This is a genomic window from Mixta tenebrionis, from assembly GCF_006517625.1.
GTDB classification, from domain to species: domain Bacteria; phylum Pseudomonadota; class Gammaproteobacteria; order Enterobacterales; family Enterobacteriaceae; genus Mixta; species Mixta tenebrionis.
In genome coordinates this window covers 102,757-121,422 of the sequence record NZ_VHQI01000007.1, presented here as the reverse complement: position 1 = coordinate 121,422, position 18,666 = coordinate 102,757, and the positions used below count along the sequence as shown (strand labels likewise).

Sequence of the window (18,666 nt, the reverse complement as noted above, 5' to 3'; positions counted from 1 at the left end):
GCCAATAAAAGGCCCTGCGCGGCGACGGGCGGCCTGATAAATAAATTTTTCGCCGCTTAACGTTGAGTTCAACTTCTCTTTGCTGCATGGTTATAGCCAATTTTCCTGGCTAAGGAGTTGGCATGCTTTTCAATCTGTTTCGTTTTCTGTTCCGCTTACTGTGGCGCGTGCGGCTACGCGGCGATCTTTCCGGGCTGCATAAAGAAAAAGTATTAATTACGCCTAACCACGCTTCCTTTCTCGATGGCATGCTGCTGGCGCTGTTCCTGCCGGTCAGGCCGGTATTCGCCGTTTATTCCGACATCAGCGATAAATGGTTTATGCGCCTGATTAAGCCGCTGGTGGATTTTGTACCGCTCGATCCTACCCGGCCGATGTCGATTAAATATCTGGTGCGCATTCTTAATGAAGGGCGTCCGGTCGTTATTTTCCCGGAAGGGCGCATTACTATTACCGGCTCGTTGATGAAAATCTATAGCGGGGCCGGATTCGTGGCGGCAAAATCGCAGGCGACGGTGGTGCCGATGCGTATTGACGGCGCGGAGTTTACCCCGTTTGGACGCCTCGGCGGCGTGTTTAAACGTCGTCTGTTCCCGCGTATTACCCTGACGGTGCTGCCGCCGACGCGTATTCCGATGCCCGACGCGCCGCGCGCCCGCGATCGCCGCGAGCTGGCCGGCGAGCATCTGCACCATATTATGATGGAAGCGCGTATGGCGGTGCGCCCGCGCGAAACGTTGTTTGAAGCGCTGATTAACGCCCGTACGCGCTACGGCTGGTTTAAACCCTGTATTGAAGATGTCAGCTTTGCGCCCGACAGTTACACCGGGCTGCTGAAAAAAACGCTGGGCGTGGGACGTATTCTGGAGCGTCATACGCAGCGCGGCGAATATGTCGGCCTGCTGCTGCCCAATACCACGGTAACCGCCGCCGCGATTTTCGGCGCAACCCTGCGCGCGCGCGTTCCGGCGATGCTGAACTACACCGCGGGCGTCAGCGGCCTGACCAGCGCGGTTACCGCCGCTCGGATTAAAACCGTATTCACTTCGCGACAGTTTCTTGATAAAGGCAATCTCTGGCACCTGCCGCAGGGGATGCCGCAGGTGCAGTGGATCTATCTGGAAGATCTGAAAGATAGCCTGGATGCGCGGGATAAGCTGTGGATTCTGGCGCATCTGTTGGCGCCGCGTCGAGCGATGCTGCCGCAGCAGGCGGAGGATGCGGCGATGGTGCTGTTTACCTCCGGCTCCGAAGGCAACCCCAAAGGGGTGGTGCACTCTCATAAAAGCCTGCTGGCGAACGTTGAGCAGATCCGCACGGTAGCGGATTTCACGCCGCGCGATCGCTTTATGGCTTCGCTGCCGCTGTTTCACGCCTTCGGCCTGACGGTGGGGCTGTTCACGCCGTTAATCACCGGCGCGCAGGTCTTTCTTTACCCCAGCCCGCTGCATTACCGCATCGTGCCGGAGCTGGTGTATGACCGCAACTGTACCGTGCTGTTCGGCACCTCCACCTTCCTTGGCAACTACGCCCGCTTCGCCAACCCCTACGATTTCGCTCGCCTGCGCTACGTGGTAGCCGGAGCGGAAAAATTGCAGGAAGGGGTACGGCAAATCTATCAGGATCGCTTCGGCATCCGCGTGCTGGAAGGGTACGGCGTAACCGAATGCGCGCCGGTAGTGGCGATCAACGTGCCGATGGCAGCGAGGCCGCATACCGTTGGGCGGCTGCTGCCGGGAATGGATTCGCGTCTGATGTCGGTGCCTGGTATTGAGCAGGGCGGCCGCCTGCAGCTGCGCGGGCCCAATATTATGAAAGGCTATCTGCGCGTGGAGCGTCCCGGCGAGCTGGAGCCGCCGGCGGCGGATAACGGCGAGGGCGTGCTGGAGCCAGGCTGGTATGATACCGGCGATATCGTCAGCTTCGATGACGGCGGCTTCTGCCAGATCCAGGGGCGGGCGAAGCGCTTCGCTAAAATCGCCGGGGAGATGGTTTCGCTGGAGGTGGTAGAGCAGATCGCGCTGAAGGCGTCGCCGGAGAAACAGCACGCCGCCGTAATCAGGCCGGACGGCAACCGCGGCGAAGCGCTGGTGCTGTTTACTACCGATAGCGAGCTGCAGCGTGAACATTTACAGCAGGCGGCGCGCGATCTGGGCGCGGCGGAGCTGGCGGTGCCGCGCGATATCCGTTTCCTGAAACAGCTGCCGCTGCTGGGCAGCGGCAAGCCCGATTTCGTCACGCTGAAAAAAATGGTGGATGAATGAATAGTTCCGGTAACGGTTCACCTCTGATGTCGCGCGGTATGGTAGCGGTTATCGTCGCCCAGTTCTTCTCCGCCTTTGGCGACAACGCGCTGCTGTTCGCCACGCTGGCGGTGCTGAAAAATCAGCTCTATCCCGACTGGAGTCAGCCGGTATTGCAGATGGTTTTCGTCGCCACCTATATCCTGCTGGCGCCTTTTGTCGGGCAGATGGCCGATAGTTTCGCCAAAGGGCGCGTTATGATGCTGGCCAACGGTCTGAAGCTGCTGGGCGCCCTGGCCATCTGCGTCGGGCTCGATCCCTTTGTTGGCTATGCGCTGGTGGGGATTGGCGCCGCCGCCTATTCGCCGGCGAAGTATGGCATTCTCGGCGAGATCGCCGATGGCGAGCAGCTGGTGAAGGCTAACGGCCTGATGGAGGCGTCCACTATCGCCGCTATTCTGCTCGGCTCGGTAGCGGGCGGCGTACTGGCCGACTGGAGCCTGCTGGCGGCGCTCGGCGCCTGCGTTGTCACCTATGCGCTGGCGGTGATCGCCAATATTTCTATTCCGAAACTGACGGCGGCGCGTCCGGGGCAGAGCTGGCGCCCGCGGGCGATGGTGCGCAGCTTTTTCCATGCCGCGCTGCTGCTGTGGCGCAACGGCGAAACCCGCTTTTCACTGGTTGGCACCAGCCTGTTCTGGGGCGCCGGCGTAACGCTGCGCTTCCTGCTGGTGCTGTGGGTGCCGGTGGCGCTGGGCATAACCGACAATAAAACGCCGACGCTGCTGAATGCGATGGTGGCGGTTGGGATTGTGATTGGCGCGGCGGCGGCGGCTAAGCTGGTGACGCTGAAAACCGTTGGGCGCTGTATGCCTGCCGGGGTGCTGATCGGCATCGTGGTGGCGATCTTTGCCCTGCAACATGCGCAGTTGAATGCTTATATACTGCTGGTGGCGATTGGCGTGCTGGGCGGTTTCTTTGTGGTGCCGCTCAATGCGCTGTTGCAGGAGCGCGGCAAGCAGACGGTGGGCGCCGGTAACGCGATCGCCGTGCAGAATCTGGGCGAAAACAGCGCCATGCTGCTGATGCTGGGTCTCTATTCGCTGGCGATTAAGCTGGGCGCGCCGCCGGTAGCGACGGGCGTGGGCTTCGGCGTGCTGTTTGCGCTGGCGATTGCCGCTCTCTGGGGCTGGCAGCTGATGCAAAAACGCCGCTAAGAACAGGGATAACTCAGCGCGGGTGTTATGCCCGCGCGCTATGCCTGCCGCCGCCAGCTTCTGGCGGCGGTTCTGTTTTAAGGCGCCGGATAAGTATAGCGGCGATGAATCGCTTCCAGCTTTTCCAGCAGCTCGCCGCTTAGCGTCAGCTGATAGCTGTCGATATTGCTCTGCAGCTGCTCAAGCGTGGTCGCGCCCAGCAGGGTGCTGGCGACGAAAGGCTGCTGGCGTACAAAGGCCAGCGCCATCTGCGCCGGATCGAGTCCGTGCTGCCGCGCCAGATCGACATACTCAGCGATCGCCTGCTGCGCCTGCTCGCCGCTGTAGCGGGTAAAGCGGCTGAACAGCGTATTGCGGGCGTTGGCGGGGCGCGCGCCGTTGAGATATTTACCGCTCAGCGTGCCGAAAGCGAGACTGGAATAGGCCAGCAGCTCGACGCCCTCGTGCTGGCTGATTTCCGCCAGCCCTACCTCAAAGCTGCGGTTCAGCAAGCTGTAGGGATTCTGAATTGAGACGATGCGCGGCAGCTCATGTTTTTCCGCCAGCTGCAGATAGCGCATTACGCCCCATGGAGTTTCATTCGAAACGCCGATATAGCGGATCTTGCCGGCGCGCACCTGCTCCGTCAGCGCCTCCAGCGTCTCCAGCAGCGTGACCGGCACGCTGGCGTCGCTATACTGATAGCCCAGTTTGCCGAAGCAGTTGGTCTGGCGCTGCGGCCAGTGAATCTGATAGAGATCGATATAGTCGGTGTTCAGGCGCTTCAGGCTCTCTTCCACGGCGCTGCGGATATTTTTGCGATCCAACGCCTGCGCGGGACGAATACTGGAATCGCCGCCGCGCGACGGCCCGGCGATTTTAGTCGCCAGTATGATTTTATCGCGGCTGCCGCGCGCTTTTAACCAGCTGCCGATATAGCGCTCGGTTAATCCCTGCGTTTGCGGCTGCGGCGGCACAGGATACACCTCCGCGGTATCGATAAAATTGATACCGCAATCAACGGCCAGATCCAGCTGTGCATGGGCGTCGGCTTCGCTATTTTGTTCACCAAACGTCATGGTTCCCAGACCCAGCTGGCTGACTTCCAGCGTACTATGGGGGATACGGTGATAGTGCATTTGCCGGCTTCCTTTTATCGTTATGAAAGAATCTTGGCGGCGCCGTCGGCACAAAAAAGCGCGGCGCGCTGTTGCGACTATAGCGGGCGCCGAAGAGCGGGGAAAGCGCGGAATGATGCGATAAGGACGATAAGCGCCGCGTTGGGCGCTTACGGAGAGTTAACGCTCAATGATCGAAGAGATCTCATCGCCGTTAATCTGCAATTCATTGCCGGCCTGGTCGGTATATTTAACCAGTCCGGTTTCTTTATCGATTTGCGGTTTGCCGTCGGTCATGATCATATGACCATCTTTGGTCGCCATCACATAATTGCTGCTGCAACCGCTTAACAACACCACCATGGTCGCGATAGCCGCGCCCGTTATCCATTTCATTGCCAGTTTTCTCCCGCCTGTTTAACCCAACTAAACAGTGTAGTAATAAAACATTGGCAGCCTGCTATTAATCGCACAATTCCGAAAAGTAAAAGATTAAATAACTATCCGGCCGGCGCCGGATAGTCAGGGAGGGTTACTGCGCGGATTTCTTGCCGCGCATCAGATTGAGGCACTCTACCGCCATAGAGAAGAACATGGCGAAATAGATGTAGCCTTTTGGCACATGAATATCGAAGCTCTCCAGGATCAGCGTAAAGCCCACCAGGATCAGGAAAGAGAGCGCCAGCATTTTTACCGAAGGGTGGCGGTCAACAAATTCGCCGATGGTCTTCGCCGCAAACATCATTACGCCCACGGCGATCACCACCGCCGCCATCATAATAATCAGGTGATCGGAGAGGCCCACGGCGGTAATGACCGAATCGAGGCTGAAAATAATATCCAGCACCATGATCTGCACAATGGCGCCGAAGAAAGAGTGCACGTTGGTTTTATGCTCCTCTTCATTGCCCTCAATGCTTTCGTGGATCTCAAGGCTCGATTTCCACAGCAGGAACAGCCCGCCGCTCAGCAGAATTAGATCGCGGGCGGAAAACGGATGATCGAGCAGGGTGAATAGCGGTTGAGTCAGCTTAACTATCCAGGCGATAGAGGCCAGCAGGGCAAGACGCATCAGCATTGCGCCCATCAGGCCGAGACGACGCGCGCTGCTTTGCTGCTGCTTCGGCAGTTTAGCCACCACCAGCGAAAGAAAAATAATATTATCGATGCCCAGCACAACTTCCAGAATGGTAAGGGTGCCAAGAGCCAGCCAGGCGTTGGGATCTGCAATCCAGTCGAGCATGGTGTAACGTTGCATCCTAAACGAAAAGTAAACGGTGATTATACGCACCGTCTTTCGCCTGGGAAAATGTTAAAGCAAAAAATGACGCGCCAGCAGCGGCGCGGTAAAGCTCTTCTTCAGATAAAAGCCGCGCGGCAGCGTCATGATCGGCTCGCCGCGCTCACCGATGCCTTCGGTCAGCGCTTTGCTGTTGGCCGCCTTTGGCCGGATTTGCAGCACTTCGCCGTGGCGGGCGGTAATGCGTTCCACCTGTCCCAGCACGATCATATCCATCAGCTCTTCCCAGTCGCGCCGCAGCAGATCCTCTTCTTCCGGCGACGGGCTCCAGAGCAGCGGGGCGCCGACGCGACGCGACGCCAGCGGCAGCGCGCGATCTCCCTCTACCGGCATCCACAGCACCCTGGCTAATTTATGGCGCACGTGGCTGTTCTGCCAGGTTACGCCGCTGTTGCCGGTTAGCGGCGCGACGCAGACAAAGGTGGTTTCCAGCGGACGTCCCTGAGCGTCGACCGGAATGGTTTTTAACTCCACGCCAAGATGGGCAAAATCACGCTCCGGCTTGCTGCCGGCGCTGGCGCCGAGATGCATCTCCAGCAGCATGCCCACCCAGCCCTTATCACGTCGTAAATCGGTGGGCGTGACGATGCCGGCCTGCTGCGCCAGTTCGCCCAGCGTATATCCCGCCAGCGACTGCGCCCGCGTCAGCAGGGTCGCTTCATCCGGCGGCGGCGCGACTAAAAATCGAGGCTCCATTCAGCTACCTTTAAATTGCTCAAAAAATAACCACGTCCGCCGGAGGTATTCGCCGCAGCGGCGCAGCGGAAAACGCGCGGAAATAATAGCATGATTAGCCTTGGTTTTTTATCAGGCGCGCCCCGGCGCGCGCTGGCCTGCTTCACCCTTTTACCCACATTGTCACCGGCAATGAACAGGATCTTACCGGTAGTTATCCACAGAAATATGGGATAACTCATCTTTTTTACCACTACTGGTTTCATTTACAGCCTTGACGGCGCCGTTTTTTACTGGGCCGGCGCATTTTGTGCGTAACTTTATGGCATAATCTGTGGATAAAAACGCCGCTGCTTGATCTTTCGCCAGCAAAGGATCTTTTGCCTGAAGACGATCGACTTACGGCGCGATACAGAGCCGTTATCATGGGCTATAACCTTTATAAACAAGTAATTATGCTATTAAACTTTGAACCCGGTCACAGATGTTTTAACGCTTTTTCCCGCTGGTTTACCATGTTCTGCACAAAGCTATCCACAGAAAAAGTGAATAAAATCGGCCGTTTTATCCAGTTCCTGTTTATAACTATGATGAAATCTGTGAGTTATCCCAATGTTATGCGTTATGCACAGCCACAAGCAGTGGTTTACCGCCTGTAAGGAGTATGAAACAATCAGACAATCTGAATTTCAGTTTGAGGTAGTCCCGTGATCGACGATGATGGCTACCGCCCAAATGTTGGTATCGTAATTTGTAACAGGCAGGGACAGGTATTGTGGGCCCGGCGCTTTGGACAGCACTCCTGGCAGTTTCCACAGGGAGGCATCAACCCTGGCGAAACCGCGGAGCAGGCGATGTACCGCGAGCTGTTTGAAGAAGTGGGGCTGCACCGTAAAGATGTTCGCCTGCTTGCCTCTACCCGTAACTGGTTACGCTATAAGTTACCAAAACGTTTGGTGCGTTGGGACACGAAGCCGGTGTGTATCGGCCAGAAACAGAAGTGGTTTCTTCTGCAGTTGATGAGCAGTGATGCCGATATCAATATGCAAACCAGCAGTACGCCGGAATTCGATGGCTGGCGCTGGGTCAGCTTTTGGTATCCGGTTCGCCAGGTGGTTTCTTTCAAGCGCGACGTTTACCGCCGCGTGATGAAGGAGTTCGCCAGCGTCGTGATGCCCTTGCAGGAGAGTGCAACGCAGCGCAATACGCCTGCTTATCGACGAAAGAGAGGTTAAGCCACGCTGATGATGTTGACTCAGTTGCGTGAGATTGTAGAGAAAGTGGCTGGCGCGCCGCGCCTTGATGAGGCGCTGGAAATCCTGGTGAATGAGATCTGTTTCGCCATGGAAACCGAAGTATGCTCCATCTATCTCGCCGATCACGAGCGTCGTTGCTACTACCTGATGGCGACGCGCGGGCTGAAAAAGCCGCGCGGCAAAATCGTCACGCTGGCCTTCGATCAGGGCGTCGTCGGGCTGGTGGGGCGGCTGGCGGAACCGATTAACCTTGCCGACGCCCAGAGTCATCCTAGCTTCAAATATATCCCCGCGGTAAAAGAGGAGCGCTTCCGCTCCTTCCTCGGCGTGCCTATTATTACGCGTCGTCAGCTGCTTGGCGTGCTGGTAGTGCAGCAGCGCGAACATCGCCAGTTTGACGAAAGCGAAGAATCCTTCCTGGTTACCCTCGCCACGCAAATGGCGACGCTGATTACCCAGTCGCAGCTGAGCCAGCTGTTCGGGCAGTTTCGCCAGAAGCGCGTGCGGGCGCTGGCGGCCGCTCCCGGCGTGGCGGTGGCGCCCGGCTGGGTGGATAACTCCCAGCCTTCGCTTGAGCATGTGTTTGCCGCCTCGACGCTCGACGTCGGACGCGAGCGCGAACGGCTGTCGCTGGCGATGGACGAGGCGAGCAACGAGTTCCGCCGCTTCAGTAAACGCTTCAGCGCCAGCGTGCAGAAAGAGAGCGCCGCGATCTTCGATCTCTATTCTCATCTGTTAAGCGACGCGCGCCTCAAGCAGGATCTGTTTGCTGAGATCGAGAGCGGATCGGTGGCGGAATGGGCGGTAAAGAAAGTGATCGAAAAATTCGCCGCCCAGTTCGCCAGCCTGCAGGACAGCTACCTGCGCGAGCGCGCCGGCGATCTGCGCGTGCTTGGGCAGCGGCTGCTGTTTCACCTTGACGATACGCTGCAGGGCACCAACGCCTGGCCGCAGCGCTTTGTGCTGGTAGCCGACGAGCTGACCGCCACCACTCTGGCGGAGCTGCCGCAGGAGCGTCTGGCGGGCGTGGTGGTGCGCGACGGCGCGGCGAACTCGCACGCGGCGATCCTGGTGCGGGCGATGGGGATCCCGACGGTGATGGGCGCCGATATCCTGCCGGATCTGCTTAATAAACGGCTGCTGATCGTCGACGGCTATCGCGGCGAGCTGCTGATCGATCCTGAACCGGTATTGATCCAGGAATATCAGCGGCTGGTCAGCGAAGAGAACGCGCTGAGCCGGCTGGCGGAAGATGACGTGGAACAGCCCGCCGAGCTGAAAAGCGGCGAACGCATTCAGGTAATGCTTAACGCCGGCCTTAGCGCCGAGCACGAACGGGCGATGGATAGCTGGGTGGACGGCATCGGCCTCTACCGCACCGAAATCCCGTTTATGCTGCAAAACGGCTTTCCGTCGGAAGAGGAGCAGGTGGCGCAGTATCAGGGTATGCTGCAGCTGTTTCTTAATAAGCCGGTTACGCTGCGCACCCTCGATATCGGCGCGGATAAGCAGCTGCCCTATATGCCGATCAGCGAAGAGAACCCCTGCCTGGGCTGGCGCGGCATTCGCCTGACGCTCGATCAGCCGGAGATCTTTCTGGTGCAGGTGCGCGCCATGCTGCGCGCCAACGCCGCCAGCGGCAACCTCGGCATTCTGCTGCCGATGATCACCAGCATTGACGAAGTTGACGAGGCGCGCCGCCTGATCGATCGCGCGGCGCAGGAAGTGGAAGAGATGCTCGGTTACGCCATTCCCAGACCGCGCATCGGCATTATGATAGAAGTGCCGTCGATGCTGTTTATGATCCCGCACCTCGCTTCACGCGTCGATTTTATCTCAGTCGGCACCAACGATCTTACTCAGTATCTGCTGGCGGTGGATCGCAACAACACGCGCGTGGCGAACCTGTATGATTCGCTGCATCCGGCGATGTTACAGGCGCTGAAAGCGATTGCCGAAGCGGCGCGCGCGGCGCATATCGATCTCTGTCTGTGCGGCGAAATGGCGGGCGATCCGATGTGCGTAGTGGTGCTGGTCGGGCTGGGCTACCACCATCTCAGCATGAACGGTAAAAACGTGCCGCGCGTGAAGTACCTGCTGCGCCATATCGACAGCGCAGAGGCGCAGGCGCTGAGCGCCCGTAGTCTACAGGCGCAAACCGCCGCCGAGGTGCGCAACCACATCGCCGCCTTTATGGAGCGTCGCGGTTTAGGCGGGCTGATTCGCGGCGGTCTCTGAAGCGGTTTATCCGCGTTTACATTTCCATAAACCTGTCAGAAAACGGCTATGCTATCATGCCCGGCCGGTTTTCCCGGTTGAGTAGCGCTGCGCTGTACGCGGCGCGCATGGAGTGAACTATCCAGCGTCCAGCCCGTGGACGGATGACTTAAATGGTGAAAGATGAATAGCTACCTGGCTTTCCCCCAATTCGATCCGGTGATCTTCTCCATCGGCCCCATCTCCCTGCACTGGTACGGTTTGATGTATCTGGTTGGGTTCGTATTTGCGATGTGGCTGGCGGTGCGCCGCGCCAATAAGCCCGGCAGCGGCTGGAAAAAAGAGGAGGTGGAGAACCTGCTCTACGCCGGCTTTCTCGGCGTCTTTCTCGGCGGTCGCATCGGCTACGTGCTGTTTTATAACCTGCCGCTGTTTCTGGATAATCCGCTCTATCTGTTTAAGGTCTGGGACGGCGGCATGTCGTTCCACGGCGGCCTGATCGGCGTTATCGTGGTGATGCTGGTATTTGCGCGCCGCACCAAACGCCATTTTTTCCAGGTGGCGGATTTTATCGCGCCGCTGATCCCGTTTGGGCTGGGCGCCGGGCGTCTCGGCAACTTTATTAACGGCGAGCTGTGGGGCCGCGTGGCGCCGAATTTCTCCTGGGCGATGCTGTTTCCCGGCTCGCGCAGCGAAGACGCGGCGCTGGTGGCGACGCACCCTGAATGGCAGTCGCTGCTGGCGACTTACGGCGTCCTGCCGCGTCATCCTTCGCAGCTGTATGAGCTGCTGCTGGAAGGCGTAGTGCTGTTCGCTATCCTGAACCTCTTTATCCGCAAACCGCGTCCAATGGGCAGCGTTTCCGGTCTGTTTTTAATCGGCTACGGCGCGTTCCGCATTATCGTGGAGTTCTTCCGTCAGCCCGATGCTCAGCTGGGCCTGTTTGGCGGCATCAGCATGGGGCAAATTTTGTCGGTTCCGATGATTCTGGCCGGCGTAATTATGATGATTTGGGCGTATCGTCGTCGTCCGCAGCAACAGGCAGGTGAACAAAAATGAAGCAGTATCTGGCATTAATGGAAAAAGTGCTGAACGAGGGCGCGCCGAAAAACGATCGTACCGGCACCGGCACGCTGTCGATTTTTGGTCACCAGATGCGCTTCAATTTGCAAGATGGTTTTCCGCTGGTCACCACCAAGCGCTGCCATTTACGCTCCATCATCCATGAGCTGCTGTGGTTCCTGAAAGGTGATACGAACATCGCCTATCTTAAGGAAAACAACGTCTCGATTTGGGATGAGTGGGCCGATGAAAATGGCGATCTGGGGCCGGTATATGGCAAACAGTGGCGCAGCTGGGGGGCGGCGGACGGGCGTCAGATCGACCAGCTGGCGCAGGTGCTGGAGCAGCTGAAAAACGATCCTGACTCGCGCCGCATCATCGTTTCCGCCTGGAACGTCGGCGAGCTGGATCGGATGGCGCTGGCGCCGTGCCACGCTTTCTTCCAGTTCTACGTGGCGGACGGCAGGCTCTCCTGCCAGCTCTATCAGCGCTCCTGCGATGTGTTCCTCGGCCTGCCGTTCAACATCGCCAGCTACGCGCTGCTGGTGCATATGATGGCGCAGCAGTGCGATCTGCAGCCGGGCGATTTTGTCTGGACCGGCGGCGATACGCACCTCTACAGCAACCATCTGGAACAGGCGCGCTTACAGCTGACGCGTGAGCCGCGCCCGCAGCCGAAGCTGGTGATCAAACGCAGGCCCGCCTCGCTGTTTGATTACCGCTTCGAGGATTTTGAGATTGAGGGTTACGATCCGCATCCGGCGATTAAGGCGCCGGTGGCGGTATAACCCCGGCATGCCAGCAGCGCGCCCCGCGCCGCTGGCCGCCGGATCAAGCCGGAAAGCCCATTCTTTTTGAGCGTCAGAGGCCTGCCAGCCCTGCGCCGGATCTCCTTCCACCTCGGTAGAGCCTTTGCCGTCGGCGGTTTTATACCGCACCAGACGCTGACAGGCGGGCCAGGTTAGCGTCCAGTCATTATTATCGAAAATTTTTCATGGCGATCTGCTGGTTAAATCGGCTGGACGGTTGTGGTTGCCGGCAGGGAAGCACAGCTAAAACGGTCGCGGAGCAGCGGATAGCGCACGGCGTCGGGCAGTTCAAAATGCCACCATTCGCTGTGGATGCCGACAAAGCCGCCGCCGTGCATTATGGCGTTCAGCAGCAGGCGGTTGCGCTGCGCCGCCGCAGCCACCTCCGGACTCCAGAGGCGCGAGCGCGGATGCATCTCATCAAACGCCGCGCCCATATCCAGCAGCTGACCCGCCTCATCGCGCAACGTAACGTCGATTGCCGTACCGCGGCTGTGGTTGGAGCCCAGCGTTACCGCCACCACATATTGCGGATCGGGGCAGGCGAGCCAGAGATGCTGCTGCGCCAGCTGCGGCCGATAGGCGTCGTACACCACCAGCGCCAGCCCCGCCAGGCGGGCGATTTCCACGCTGCGCGCCAGCGCCTTTGCCGCATCGGGATGCAACAGACAGCGTGCGTCTTGATAGATGGCGTAGCCGGTAAGGTTATCCGCCGTGGCATATTTCAGGTCGATCTCCAGCTGCGGAAAGCGCGCGGTCAGATCCACCAGTTCAACCTCTTGCGTCATCTGTTATTCCTCTGGTTAATGTTCAAATTGCCCAAACCCCAGCTGTAGCCGGCGATTAACCGCCAGTCTCTCCGCCAGCCGCGCGCCCACGAACGCCAGATATCGGTAACCAGCGCCAGCGGGATCTGGCGCCCGCAGGCGAAGCGGCAGAACTGGCGCGCAATGGTGGAATAAGCGCCGGCTGGCCGCCAGCTGATGCGCTGGAATATTTCGCTCCGCGTCAGGTGGCAAACCTGAGTAATGGCCTGCAGCTCCAGAGTTAATGAACGCGCATCGCGATCGGCCGGACGGCGCTGCTGTTGCCAGCTGGCGATGCGTTTGCCGCCGGGCGTCTGTTCGGCAAAGGTGCTTTCGATATGGGCGATCGGCGAAGCAGTTATCATCTGGCGGCCTCTGTGTTAACCGGCTGTCAGCAAAGCGCAGGTTGTTAGCTGATTAATAAAGCAGTAGTTATGCCAGGTTTAAGCGGCGTGCGCAGCCGCCTGCAGGGGGCAGAACTGCGGCGTTGTGGTCATTATGTATTAACAAAAATCCAACGATTGTGCAGCATCGCCCATTTTTAGTGCGGCCTTCGCCGATTGATCCGCAACGGTGTAACGGCTCTGCGAGTTTTATCACATCAGCTGGCGCAGGTAATGCAAGCGCGTAAAAAGTACGGGAAGCCGTCGCGCAACAGCAGCCGGTAGCGGTGGCGCGACGGGTTCTGTTCGCCACAATGTCACGATGAAAAGCTTAAAGAGTCAGGGATTTACCTTGCCGGAATTACTGATAACGCTGACCATTGTCAGCCTGTTAAGTCTGGCGGCGTTTAGCGGCTGGCAGCAGTGGCAACGGCACCAGCGTATGCGTGAGACGGCACTGCAGCTGCAGCAGTTTTTGCACAACGTGCGCGCCTGGGCCGGCTGGCATAACCGCGATCGTCAGCTGTGGCTGCTGGAGGGCGATCGCTGGTGCCTTGGCAGCGGGCCGCCGCCGCCGTCAGGCTGCCGCGCCGGGCAGCGCATGCAGCTGCTGGCGCCGTATCCGCAGGTGCGTATCTTCGCTATCGAAGGCAACCCCGGCTTTTATGGCCGGCGTAACGTCGCCAGAGCGGGGCACATCATCTTTGGCGAAGGCGCGCTGCGCTGGCGCATCATTATTTCCGCGCGCGGCCGTATCCGGCTCTGTGAGGTGAGCCTGTGCCGCTAAAAAACGCTGGATTTAGCCTGGCTGAAACGCTGGTAGCGCTGGCGCTGAGCGGCGTAGTGATGCTGGGCGCGCTGCGCCTGCTGCCGCAGCTGCAGCGGCAAAATTTACAGCTGCAAAGCCAGCTGCGCCTGCAGGAAGAGCTTCAGCAGATGCTGAACGTGCTGGAAAAAGCCGTGCGCCGTGCGGGTTACTGTCACGGCGTCTGCGCCGGCCCGTCGCTGATCGTTGGTCAGCGCTGTCTGCTGGTCAGGTGGGATGAAAACAGCAACGGCCGCTGGGAAGGGCCGGAAAAGGAGGAAAGCGAATGGTACGGCTACCGCTTGCGCAGTCAGCGGCTGGAAATGCAGCGCGGCGTCGCCAGCTGCGAGGGCGGCGGCTGGGAGAGCCTCTCCGATCCGACCATGCTGAGCGTTCATACATTCACTATTACCCGCCGCGCTTCACAGGTGGCGCTGTCTCTTGGCGGCGCATCGCTGGCGTTTCCGCATGCATCCGTTACGCTGCACAGCCTGGTCAGCGCCCGCAATCAGCGCTGAGCCAGCGCGGCGGCATGGCGATAGCGATGGTACTGCTGGTGCTGCTGCTGGGTTCGGCGCTGCTGCACGCCACGCGCCAGCAGCTTGCCGCGGCGCTGTCGCTGGTAGCCGATGAGCGTCGCTACCTGATCGATTATCATCAGGCGCTGTCGGCGCTGGCCTGGGGAGAACGCCTCGACTGGCCGCCCGGCAGCGGCTGGCGCTGCCGGCAGCAGACGCGCTTCGGCTGGCAGGCGTGCCTGTTGCCGCTGGATAATGACGAAGCGTTGCTGCGCGGCGCGGCGCTGGCAGAAACGCAGGAGGCGCTGGCGCTGTGGCAGCGGTTGCGGCGCAGCGGGAACGGGCGCTGGCTGCCGGCCGCACACGGCTGGCTTGATTTCTGCCCGCTCTCCGTCGCCGGGGACTGTACGCCCGATGCGCGCTGAGCGGGGCTTTAGCATCGTGGAAACCCTGCTGGCGCTGCTGCTGTTAGCCATCAGTTTAACCACGCTGCTGCACTATCAGCAGCGGCTGGCGGAAGGGTTTTACCGGCAGTGGCAGCTGCGGGAAGCGTGGCGCGCCGCCGCGCTGCGTCTGCAGGGGGAAGCGCCGGCGGGCTGGCAAACCAGCCTGCAGCGTCTGCCCGGCCCGGCAGGATGTCAGCTGTGGCAGGTGACGGTCTCCGGCCCTGCGCAGCCCGCCGTAACGCTAAGCCAGCTGCGCTGTAATGAGTGATTCTGCCGCTTTTTAAGCGCCGCGGTTGCATTAGTCGATGTAAGGGGTAGAGTGTCCCCGCGCTGACGCGCAGTAGCAGCACTGAACAGGAGCCAACATGTTTACGGTTTATCACTCCAACCAGCTCGATATTCTGAAGTCGCTGGCGGCGTATCTGATTGAGAACGAACCGTTACGCGATCCTTTTCAGTCTGAAGTGGTGCTGGTGCAAAGTCCCGGCATGGCGCAGTGGCTGCAAATGCAGCTGGCGCAGCAGTTCGGCATCGCCGCCAACATCGCCTTCCCGCTGCCGGCCACTTTTATCTGGGATATGTTTGTGCGCGTGCTGCCCGGCATCCCGAAAGAGAGCGCCTTTAATAAAGCCAGCATGAGCTGGAAGCTGATGACGCTGCTGCCGGGCCTGCTGCGTGAAGAGGCCTTCCGCCCGCTGCAGCACTATCTCAACGACGACGACGACAAGCGCAAGCTGTTTCAGCTCGCCTCGCGCATCGCCGATCTTTATGACCAGTATCTGGTCTACCGCCCGGAGTGGCTGAACAGCTGGCAGCAGGGAAAACGTATTGAAGGGCTGGGCGAAGCGCAGCAGTGGCAGGCGCCGCTCTGGGCCAGGCTGGTGGAGTATACCCGCGAACTGGGGCAGCCGGAGTGGCATCGCGCCAATCTTTACGCCCGCTTTATTCAGCAGCTGGAAAACAGCAGCGCGCGCCCGGCGGGCCTGCCCGATCGCCTCTTTATCTGCGGCATTTCAGCGCTGCCGCCGGTTTATCTGCAGGCGCTGCAGGCGCTGGGTAAACATATCGATATACACCTGCTGTTTACTAATCCCTGCCGCCACTACTGGGGCGATATTCAGGATTACGCTTTTCTGGCGAAGCTGCAGAGCCGTCGTCGCCGTCATCATCAACAGCAGCAGGAGATCGCGCTGTTCCGCGATCCGGAGCAGGCTTCCTCGCTGTTTAACGACGCGGGCGAACAGCAGCTGACTAATCCGCTGCTCGCTTCCTGGGGCAAGCTGGGGCGCGATAACCTCTACCTGCTGGCGCAGATGGAGGCGCGGGAAATCGACGCCTTCGTTGAGGTGCCGGACGATACGTTGCTGCATGCGATGCAGCGCGACCTGCTGGAGCTGGAAGATAACGCGGTTATCGGCCTGAACGCCGAAGAGCTGAACAGCAGCGATAAGAAGCGGCGCCTCGATCCGCAGGATCGCTCTATTGTAGTGCATGTCTGTCACAGCCCGCAGCGCGAGGTCGAGGTGCTGCAGGACCGGCTGCTGGCGATGATGGAGGCGGATGCGACCCTGACGCCGCGCGATATTATCGTGATGGTGGCCGATATCGACGCCTATACGCCCTATATCCAGGCGGTATTTGGCAATGCGCCGGCGGATCGCTATCTGCCTTTTGCGATTTCGGATCGGCGCGCCAGCTTTGCCCATCCGGCGATTATGGCGTTTATCAACCTGCTTGGTCTGCCGGAAAGCCGCTTCGCCTGTGAGGAGGTGCTGGCGCTGCTGGAGGTGCCGGCGCTGGCGGCGCGCTTTGCTATTGATGAAGAGGGGCTGCGTCGCCTGCGCATGTGGGTTGAAGAGTCGGGCATTCGCTGGGGGCTGGATGATGACAACGTACGCGAGCTGGAGCTGCCGCCTACCGGCCAGCATACCTGGCGCTTCGGCATTACCCGCATGCTGCTCGGCTACGCGCTGGAGAGCGAACACGGCCACTGGGACGGCATCCTGCCCTATGATGAGTCAAGCGGCCTGATCGCCGAACTGGCCGGTAATCTGGCGGAGCTGCTGATGCAGCTTAACCACTGGCGCCAGATACTGGCCCAGCCGCGCGCGCTTACTGACTGGCAGCCGCTGTGCCGGGAAATGCTGCAGGCGTTCTTTGCCGTTGACGTTAATACCGATGCCGCGCTGATGTTAATTGAAGAGCAGTGGCAGCAGGTTATGGCCTATGGGCTGCAGGCGCGCTACGACGATGCCGTGCCGGCGGCGCTGCTGCGCGATGAGCTGGCCGCCCGGCTCGATCAGCAGCGGATCAGCCAGCGTTTTCTGGCGGGGCCGGTTAACTTCTGTACCCTGATGCCGATGCGTTCGGTGCCGTTTCGCGTGGTGTGCCTGTTAGGGATGAATGACGGCGTCTATCCGCGCGTCCTGCCGCCGCTGGGTTTTGATCTGATGGCGCAGCAGCCGCAAAAAGGCGATCGCAGCCGCCGCGACGACGACCGATTTCTGTTTCTGGAAGCGCTGCTGTCGGCGCAGCAGCGCCTCTATATCAGCTATATCGGACGCTCGATTCAGGATAATACGGAACGATATCCCTCTGTGCTGGTCACTGAACTGGTGGATTACATTGCGCAAAGTTTTCATCTGCCGGGCGATGAGCAGCTGGATGTGGACAGCAGCGCCCGGCGGGTGCTGACGCATCTGCACTGTCTGCACAGCCGTATGCCGTTCGATCCGCGAAACTTTGCGCCGCAGGCTGAGCACCGCAGCTTCGCCCAGGAGTGGCTTCCGGCGGCACGCGGCAGCGGCGAGCCGCATCCGCCGTTTATGCAGCCGCTGCCGCCGCCGGCCCTTAATGAGCTGAGCTTCGAGCAGCTGCTGCGCTTCTGGCGCCATCCGGTGCGCGCCTTTTTTACCCTGCGTCTTGGCGTCAGCTTTGCGCTGGAGCAGACCGAGCTGCCGGATGCCGAGCCGTTCGTGCTGGATGCGCTCGATCGCTACCAAATCAACGCGCAGCTGCTGAACGCGCTGATCGAAGAAGAGGATACGCAGCGGTTATTTCATCATCATCGGGCGGCGGGCGTCTTGCCCTATGGCGCCTTCGGCGAGCTGTTCTGGCAAACGCAGCAGGAGGAGATGGCGCCGCTGGCCGAACAGGTCAGGGAGCTACGCGCCGAAAGCCGCAGCGTAGAGATCGATCTGACGGCGGCAGGGGTGCGGCTGAACGGCTGGCTGCCGCAGGTGCAGCAGAGCGGATTGCTGCGCTGGCGGCCGGGCGTGCTGAATTTTGCCGATGGTCTGGCGCTATGGCTGGAGCATCTGGCATGGTGCGCTATGGGCGGCCAGGGAAAGAGCCATATGCTGGGGCGTAAAGAGAGCCGCTGGAGCTTTGACGCTATTGAGCCGGAGCAGGCGCAAAACTGGCTGGCCCGCTATGTCGAAGGCTACCGCGACGGCATGTGCGCGCCGCTGCTGCTGCTGCCGAAAAGCGGCGGCGCCTGGCTGGAGGCGAGCTACGACGCCAAAAACGATCTGATGCTGATGGATGAGGCGACCCAGGCTAAAGCAAAAGCGAAGCTGCTTACCGCCTGGCAGGGCAACTATCAGCTGGAAGGCGAGGGCAGCGATCCTTATCTGCAGCGGCTGTTCCGCACGCTGGAGGCGCCTCAGCTTGACGCCATTTGCGCCGCCGCCGAGCAGTGGCTGCTGCCGCTGCTGCGCTTTAACCGCAGCGATATGCAGGAAAATGAGTAGTAGCCGGGCCGCTGCCGAGGGAAGGTAATAACCGCGGTCCGGTCATTGTGAGCGTTCATCCGTTAATTGGTGATAGTTGC

General features: G+C 59.9%; 18 protein-coding genes and 1 pseudogene. 11 read left to right on the top strand and 8 right to left on the bottom strand.

The window, feature by feature from the left end; translation table 11 throughout:
* Positions 1-122: 122 nt before the first annotated feature.
* Both aas and lplT read left to right on the top strand, forming a co-directional pair.
* Positions 123-2,264 carry a bifunctional acyl-ACP--phospholipid O-acyltransferase/long-chain-fatty-acid--ACP ligase gene (aas, locus tag FKM52_RS12925; RefSeq protein ID WP_141176588.1) on the top strand — a complete coding sequence of 714 codons (2,142 nt, stop codon included), beginning with the start codon at positions 123-125 and terminating at the stop codon, positions 2,262-2,264.
* Positions 2,261-3,460: a lysophospholipid transporter LplT gene (lplT, locus tag FKM52_RS12920; RefSeq protein ID WP_141176587.1), complete on the top strand. Its 1,200-nt coding sequence runs from the start codon at positions 2,261-2,263 to the stop codon at positions 3,458-3,460. The genes aas and lplT overlap by 4 nt, the downstream gene beginning before the upstream one ends.
* Positions 3,461-3,537: 77 nt before the next feature.
* On the opposite strand, the gene FKM52_RS12915 is transcribed toward lplT, so the two are convergent.
* The 5 genes from FKM52_RS12915 to FKM52_RS12895 form a co-directional block, all read right to left on the bottom strand.
* Complete coding sequence (locus FKM52_RS12915) at positions 3,538-4,578, bottom strand: NADP(H)-dependent aldo-keto reductase (RefSeq protein WP_141176586.1); 1,041 nt, start codon at positions 4,576-4,578, stop codon at positions 3,538-3,540.
* Positions 4,579-4,737: 159 nt separating this feature from the next.
* Complete coding sequence (locus FKM52_RS12910; protein ID WP_141176585.1) at positions 4,738-4,953, bottom strand: YgdI/YgdR family lipoprotein; 216 nt, start codon at positions 4,951-4,953, stop codon at positions 4,738-4,740.
* A 136-nt stretch (positions 4,954-5,089) separates the two neighbouring features.
* Positions 5,090-5,800 carry a TerC family protein gene (locus tag FKM52_RS12905; RefSeq protein WP_141176746.1) on the bottom strand — a complete coding sequence of 237 codons (711 nt, stop codon included), beginning with the start codon at positions 5,798-5,800 and terminating at the stop codon, positions 5,090-5,092.
* 69 nt (positions 5,801-5,869) lie between these two features.
* Positions 5,870-6,553, bottom strand: coding sequence for a DNA mismatch repair endonuclease MutH (mutH, locus tag FKM52_RS12900; RefSeq protein WP_141176584.1), 684 nt, complete (start codon positions 6,551-6,553; stop codon positions 5,870-5,872).
* Positions 6,535-6,798, bottom strand: a complete 264-nt coding sequence (locus FKM52_RS12895; protein WP_141176583.1) for a hypothetical protein — start codon at positions 6,796-6,798, stop codon at positions 6,535-6,537. The genes mutH and FKM52_RS12895 overlap by 19 nt, the downstream gene beginning before the upstream one ends.
* A gap of 441 nt (positions 6,799-7,239) precedes the next feature.
* Here FKM52_RS12895 and rppH point away from each other — a divergent pair, with 441 nt between their 5' ends.
* From rppH to thyA, 4 genes are all read left to right on the top strand, one after another.
* On the top strand, positions 7,240-7,767 hold the full coding sequence (gene rppH, locus FKM52_RS12890) for an RNA pyrophosphohydrolase (RefSeq protein WP_141176582.1): 528 nt from the start codon (positions 7,240-7,242) through the stop codon (positions 7,765-7,767).
* 12 nt (positions 7,768-7,779) lie between these two features.
* A complete protein-coding gene (gene ptsP, locus FKM52_RS12885) occupies positions 7,780-10,026 on the top strand; it encodes a phosphoenolpyruvate--protein phosphotransferase (protein ID WP_141176745.1) in 2,247 nt (748 codons plus the stop codon).
* A gap of 162 nt (positions 10,027-10,188) precedes the next feature.
* Positions 10,189-11,064 (top strand): prolipoprotein diacylglyceryl transferase, encoded by an 876-nt coding sequence (gene lgt / locus FKM52_RS12880; protein ID WP_141176581.1) that lies wholly within the window; start codon positions 10,189-10,191, stop codon positions 11,062-11,064.
* Positions 11,061-11,855 (top strand): thymidylate synthase, encoded by a 795-nt coding sequence (gene thyA / locus FKM52_RS12875; protein ID WP_141176580.1) that lies wholly within the window; start codon positions 11,061-11,063, stop codon positions 11,853-11,855. Before lgt ends, thyA begins: the two co-directional genes overlap by 4 nt.
* A gap of 45 nt (positions 11,856-11,900) precedes the next feature.
* On the opposite strand, the pseudogene FKM52_RS21995 reads toward thyA, so the two are convergent.
* From FKM52_RS21995 to FKM52_RS12865, 3 genes and pseudogenes are all read right to left on the bottom strand, one after another.
* Positions 11,901-12,050, bottom strand: a pseudogene (locus tag FKM52_RS21995) (ABC transporter substrate-binding protein); the annotation flags it as partial.
* Positions 12,051-12,076: 26 nt separating this feature from the next.
* Positions 12,077-12,664: a D-alanyl-D-alanine dipeptidase gene (gene ddpX, locus FKM52_RS12870; protein ID WP_141176579.1), complete on the bottom strand. Its 588-nt coding sequence runs from the start codon at positions 12,662-12,664 to the stop codon at positions 12,077-12,079.
* A complete protein-coding gene (locus FKM52_RS12865; RefSeq protein ID WP_141176578.1) occupies positions 12,661-13,047 on the bottom strand; it encodes a hypothetical protein in 387 nt (128 codons plus the stop codon). Before FKM52_RS12865 ends, ddpX begins: the two co-directional genes overlap by 4 nt.
* 340 nt (positions 13,048-13,387) lie before the next feature.
* Here FKM52_RS12865 and FKM52_RS12860 point away from each other — a divergent pair, with 340 nt between their 5' ends.
* The 5 genes from FKM52_RS12860 (at position 13,388) to recC (ending at position 18,586) form a co-directional block, all read left to right on the top strand.
* Entirely contained in the window at positions 13,388-13,852 is a 465-nt protein-coding gene (locus FKM52_RS12860; protein WP_141176577.1) for a prepilin-type N-terminal cleavage/methylation domain-containing protein, read from the top strand.
* Positions 13,843-14,388 (top strand): prepilin peptidase-dependent protein, encoded by a 546-nt coding sequence (locus FKM52_RS12855; RefSeq protein ID WP_141176576.1) that lies wholly within the window; start codon positions 13,843-13,845, stop codon positions 14,386-14,388. Before FKM52_RS12860 ends, FKM52_RS12855 begins: the two co-directional genes overlap by 10 nt.
* A gap of 14 nt (positions 14,389-14,402) precedes the next feature.
* On the top strand, positions 14,403-14,813 hold the full coding sequence (locus tag FKM52_RS12850) for a DUF2509 family protein (RefSeq protein ID WP_141176575.1): 411 nt from the start codon (positions 14,403-14,405) through the stop codon (positions 14,811-14,813).
* Positions 14,803-15,102, top strand: coding sequence for a prepilin-type N-terminal cleavage/methylation domain-containing protein (locus FKM52_RS12845; RefSeq protein ID WP_141176574.1), 300 nt, complete (start codon positions 14,803-14,805; stop codon positions 15,100-15,102). The genes FKM52_RS12850 and FKM52_RS12845 overlap by 11 nt, the downstream gene beginning before the upstream one ends.
* 97 nt (positions 15,103-15,199) lie before the next feature.
* Positions 15,200-18,586, top strand: a complete 3,387-nt coding sequence (recC, locus tag FKM52_RS12840; protein WP_141176573.1) for an exodeoxyribonuclease V subunit gamma — start codon at positions 15,200-15,202, stop codon at positions 18,584-18,586.
* Positions 18,587-18,666 lie beyond the last annotated feature (80 nt).